Raw genomic sequence first — 3,871 nt, 5'->3', positions numbered from 1 at the left:
ACCCTTCCCAGCTTCATGGGAGGGGTGGCGCGAAGCGCCGGGGTGGGTTACTCAGGGGCGGCCGAAGGCCGGGGATAGGTCTCTAAAACCCGACCCGCACCGCATTACCCACATAAGTCACGCTCTTGCGAACGCCGCTCGGCAGAACGACATTGAGATGGCGCGTCATCAGCATCCCCGGATACGATCCCACACGAGGGCTGACCGTCAGCGTTCGCGCCCGATCGTCCCAGTGCATCGGAATGCGGCTGCATGCGCCCTTTTGGTAGTCGTAGTTATCGCCGTTGTCTTCATAGAGCGTGAAGGAGGCGTCCGCGCCGGGGTAGACGCGCACTTCGAGCGGATCGATGGGCTTTTCGCCCGTGTATTGAAGGACAGGACCAAGCGGCAGGATCGTTCCGGCGCGAACGTAGGCCGGGATGACGTCAAGTGCGGCCTGGATGTGGCGTGTCTCGGCGCCAGCGACGCTGGCGCCGGTGTTGAAGTCGTACCACTGTCCGGCGGGTAGGTAGACGTCACGCGCGCCGCCTTCGTTCAGGACCGGCGCGGCTAGCAGTCGGTCCCCCATCAGCCATTCATCGCGCAGGTCAAACGTCTTCTCGTCTTTGGGGAACTCCAGAAAGAGCGGGCGCATCATCGGGGCGCCTGTCGCCTCCGTTTGGGCGGCGAGGGTGTAAAGATACGGAATTAGGCGATAGCGCAGCTCGATGGCCTTGACCGCAGCAGCGCCGCTGTCCTCCCCAAAGGCCCAGGGCCAGCGGTCGGAGCCGAGGTTGCCGTGGACACGCATCACGGGAACGAAGACGCCCTCTTCGACCCAGCGGGCGTACAGTTCCGGCGAAGGCTTCCCGATGAACCCGCCGATGTCCTGTCCGGAGTACGGCATTCCCGCCATGCTCCAGTTGAGCATGGTCCCCGGCTGGTTTTGCAGCGTCTCCCATTCCGACCGAATATCTCCCGTCCAGGTCGCCGCGCCATAGCGCTGCATGCCCGGCGCGAAGGCGCGGCTGATTGTCCACGCGCGGCGCGGGCTCATGGCGCGCCAGCCGTCCCACTGCGTCTTCGCCATCTGGAAGAACTCATCGGCGCTCTGCTCCGCCTCATCGTTCCACCATCCATCCACGCCCGCCTGCACCAGCGGAATGTGATGGCTCCACCACCAGGAACGGGCTTCGGGAAGATCGAACCGCAGGTCGACGCCAAGAGAACTGTTCAGAATCCAGCCCTGCTTGCGCGCGAAATCTAAGTTCGCTCCGTTGACGCGCGGCTTACGGATGCCGACAAAGTGCAGCCCCATCTTCTTCATCTTGGCGAGACTGCCCACCGGGAATCGATTCGTATTGAAGTCCCAATCGTTGTCAAACCAGTCGTAGTCGTAGATGAAGGCGTCCACCGGGATTTTGCGGTTCCGGAACTGAGTCCACTTGTCTTGTATGTCGGTGGCGTCACCGTAACCCCATCGGCTAACCATGAAGCCGAACGTCCAGCGCGGCGGGATCGGAGCGCGTCCGGTCAGTCGCGATTCGGCGTTGAGTAAGCCATAGGCGTCCGGCGCCACGCTCAGGTAAAGATCGAGATACGGAGCCGGCGTCGTCCATGTCAGCGTTCCCGCATCGTCCTTCCACGTACTGCCCGTCAGATTGTTGGCCGCCAGCAGGCTCCAGCCGCCGGTGGACCACAAAAACGGGACACGAGTGGCGCCATTGTCCACGGCGCTTGTCCCGGAGGGGTGCGTGAGCGGACCCGAATGATCGCGGCTTTCATTCCCCACTCCGTAAAAGCGCTCGTCTTTACCGTGCGTGAGTGTGAGTGTAACCGAATAGTTTGACGATGCTACCGTTCCCGACGACAGCAGAGCATGCCCCGCGTGATCCCGCAGTCGCACCCGTCCGCCGGGGCTTACTTCCAAAACTCCCTGCGGCGTTTGGACCGTCACAACCCCGCTGGCGCTCTTACGGACGACGGCCTTGGACCATGGCGCCGTCTGCGCCACAAACAGGCTGACAGAGGGGGGCGCCGCGGCCTTCGGATACGCGACGAGGTGAAACGTGCTAGGATCGACCGCGCTGACCGTAATATTCAGGCCTGGCGCGCTGGTCGAGGCGGTCGCAGCAGCCCTGGCCGCAATGGGAGCGAATAGCGGAAAGACTGCGAGGACCGCAGCGTAATAGGTGATTTTAAAAGGGGGCATAACACACAGCTTTCAAACAAAATCGATACGGTCATTATATCGCAGAACAAAGCGCTCGTATATAGAATAAATGAGCAGATTCACAAAGTATTTGTCGCCTGCAAAGCGCGAATGCCCGCGACTGAGATCTTTGTGAAAATTTTCACATACAATTGAACTTAACGGCCGCTGTTTCTGTTACCCAGAACATAGCCCGATTGCAAGTAGAGGCTCATCACCGGGAGGTATTCTCCTCACGGATATCGAAGGAGCAGGCAAATGCTAACACAACGGAGTTCGTGGGCGTCCAGTCTTGTGACCGGCCTGATTGGCTGGAACGGATTTTTCATTATCGTGGCGCTGGCCTTCGGCCTTTCGGTCTCGCCGACCACGCTGTTTCTCGCCGGAACGCTGACGGCGATCGTTCAAGTCGTCGCTCTGCGATTGCTCTTCTTCAAGCTTCACCTGGATCGAACTCTCGGATACGGCGCGCTCTTCGGGACCATCAGCGCGGCGATGCTGATCGTCGTCGATTTCGCATTGTTTCCCGCGCTGACCGAGCACCTTTTGATCTGGTTCCTCACCGCCGTCTATATCGGCCCTGCCGTCGGCGCGTTTCTGAGCTACTTCTACAAGGACGACCGTGAGATCGAAGCCGAGGCGCCGGCGGGCGAGCCGGTCGACTACGGACGCGACGGGCATTGGCTGGAGCCGTTCGCCTTCGGCGCCGCCGCATACCTGCTGGTCTTCCTGCCCCACACCACGGACATCGCTGTGTCCGCGCTGATGGTCGGCGCGATGAGCGGGGTCTTCGCCGCCGGCGCCAGCCACTTTGTGCTGTTCTCCAAAGCGCGCAATCCCATTCTGCCCTTCACCATCGGCCTGCTCGGCGGCGCCGTGCAGGGCGCGGTCACCGGCCTGCTGTTCCGCCACTTCGCGCCTCAGCTCTGGATGTCGCCCATTGCTCTGGGAGCGGCGTCCGGCGTGCTCACCTACTTGATGACGATCACACGCGGCTATACGCTGGCCCGTGCTGAAGACCTCGCCGAAGCGAACGCCGCCGTCACAGAAGCCGCAGGAGACGCGGCATGACGGCTGTGGCGCTAATCTCGTTTGTCTGTCATGTGCTGCACATTGCGTCCACCTGCACATCACTTGGCGGCCTGTTCTACGCCCGAATGGTCCTCTGGCCGACGCTGGACACGCTGGCCCCGGATGTGCGCGAACAGTTTCTCGCCCAGGCGATCCGCCGCTTCGCCGTCATCAAATGGACCGGCGTGGCGGTGGTCGCCGTCACGGGGATCGTGCAGTGGGTGCTGACGTTTCCGCACATCATCAACCAGATGCACTATATCCTGTTCTTTGGGATCAAAATGATCGGCGCCGTCGGTCTGTTCAGCATTACGTTCCTGCTGGCCATGCCCACGGAAACCCTGCGGCAGATGCGCATGCAGCGCGCCTTCTGGGCCGGTCTCAACATCATCTGCGGTCTGACCATTTTAGTGGGCGCCGCCCTCATGCACTCCGCCGCCCGGCGCTGAATGCCGGCTATAATTCTATATGACTTTCTATGCTTACTGTAGTTTAGCGGTTTTGGAGGGTTGAAGATTTGAGGAGACGGGAATCGATATTCCAAAAACTTCCTGCCAGAGGTTATGGATATGATCCCGTCTCCCGAATGGGCGGCTCTTTTGGAACCGC

General features: G+C 61.0%; 3 protein-coding genes. 2 read left to right on the top strand and 1 reads right to left on the bottom strand.

Features of this window, described 5'->3' with window-relative positions; genetic code table 11:
- Positions 1–82: 82 nt before the first annotated feature.
- A complete protein-coding gene (locus ABIZ35_RS00420) occupies positions 83–2,191 on the bottom strand; it encodes a TIM-barrel domain-containing protein (protein WP_348217898.1) in 2,109 nt (702 codons plus the stop codon).
- A 258-nt stretch (positions 2,192–2,449) separates the two neighbouring features.
- Between ABIZ35_RS00420 and ABIZ35_RS00415 the strand changes: the two genes are divergently transcribed.
- Positions 2,450–3,262, top strand: a complete 813-nt coding sequence (locus tag ABIZ35_RS00415; protein ID WP_348217897.1) for a hypothetical protein — start codon at positions 2,450–2,452, stop codon at positions 3,260–3,262.
- Positions 3,259–3,711, top strand: a complete 453-nt coding sequence (locus tag ABIZ35_RS00410; protein WP_348217896.1) for a hypothetical protein — start codon at positions 3,259–3,261, stop codon at positions 3,709–3,711. Before ABIZ35_RS00415 ends, ABIZ35_RS00410 begins: the two co-directional genes overlap by 4 nt.
- Positions 3,712–3,871: the final 160 nt, after the last annotated feature.

The sequence above is a fragment of the Capsulimonas sp. genome (assembly GCF_039929585.1).
GTDB lineage: Bacteria > Armatimonadota > Armatimonadia > Armatimonadales > Capsulimonadaceae > Capsulimonas.
Note: the sequence above shows the minus strand (reverse complement) of the source record. Positions and strands in the feature narration are given on the sequence as shown.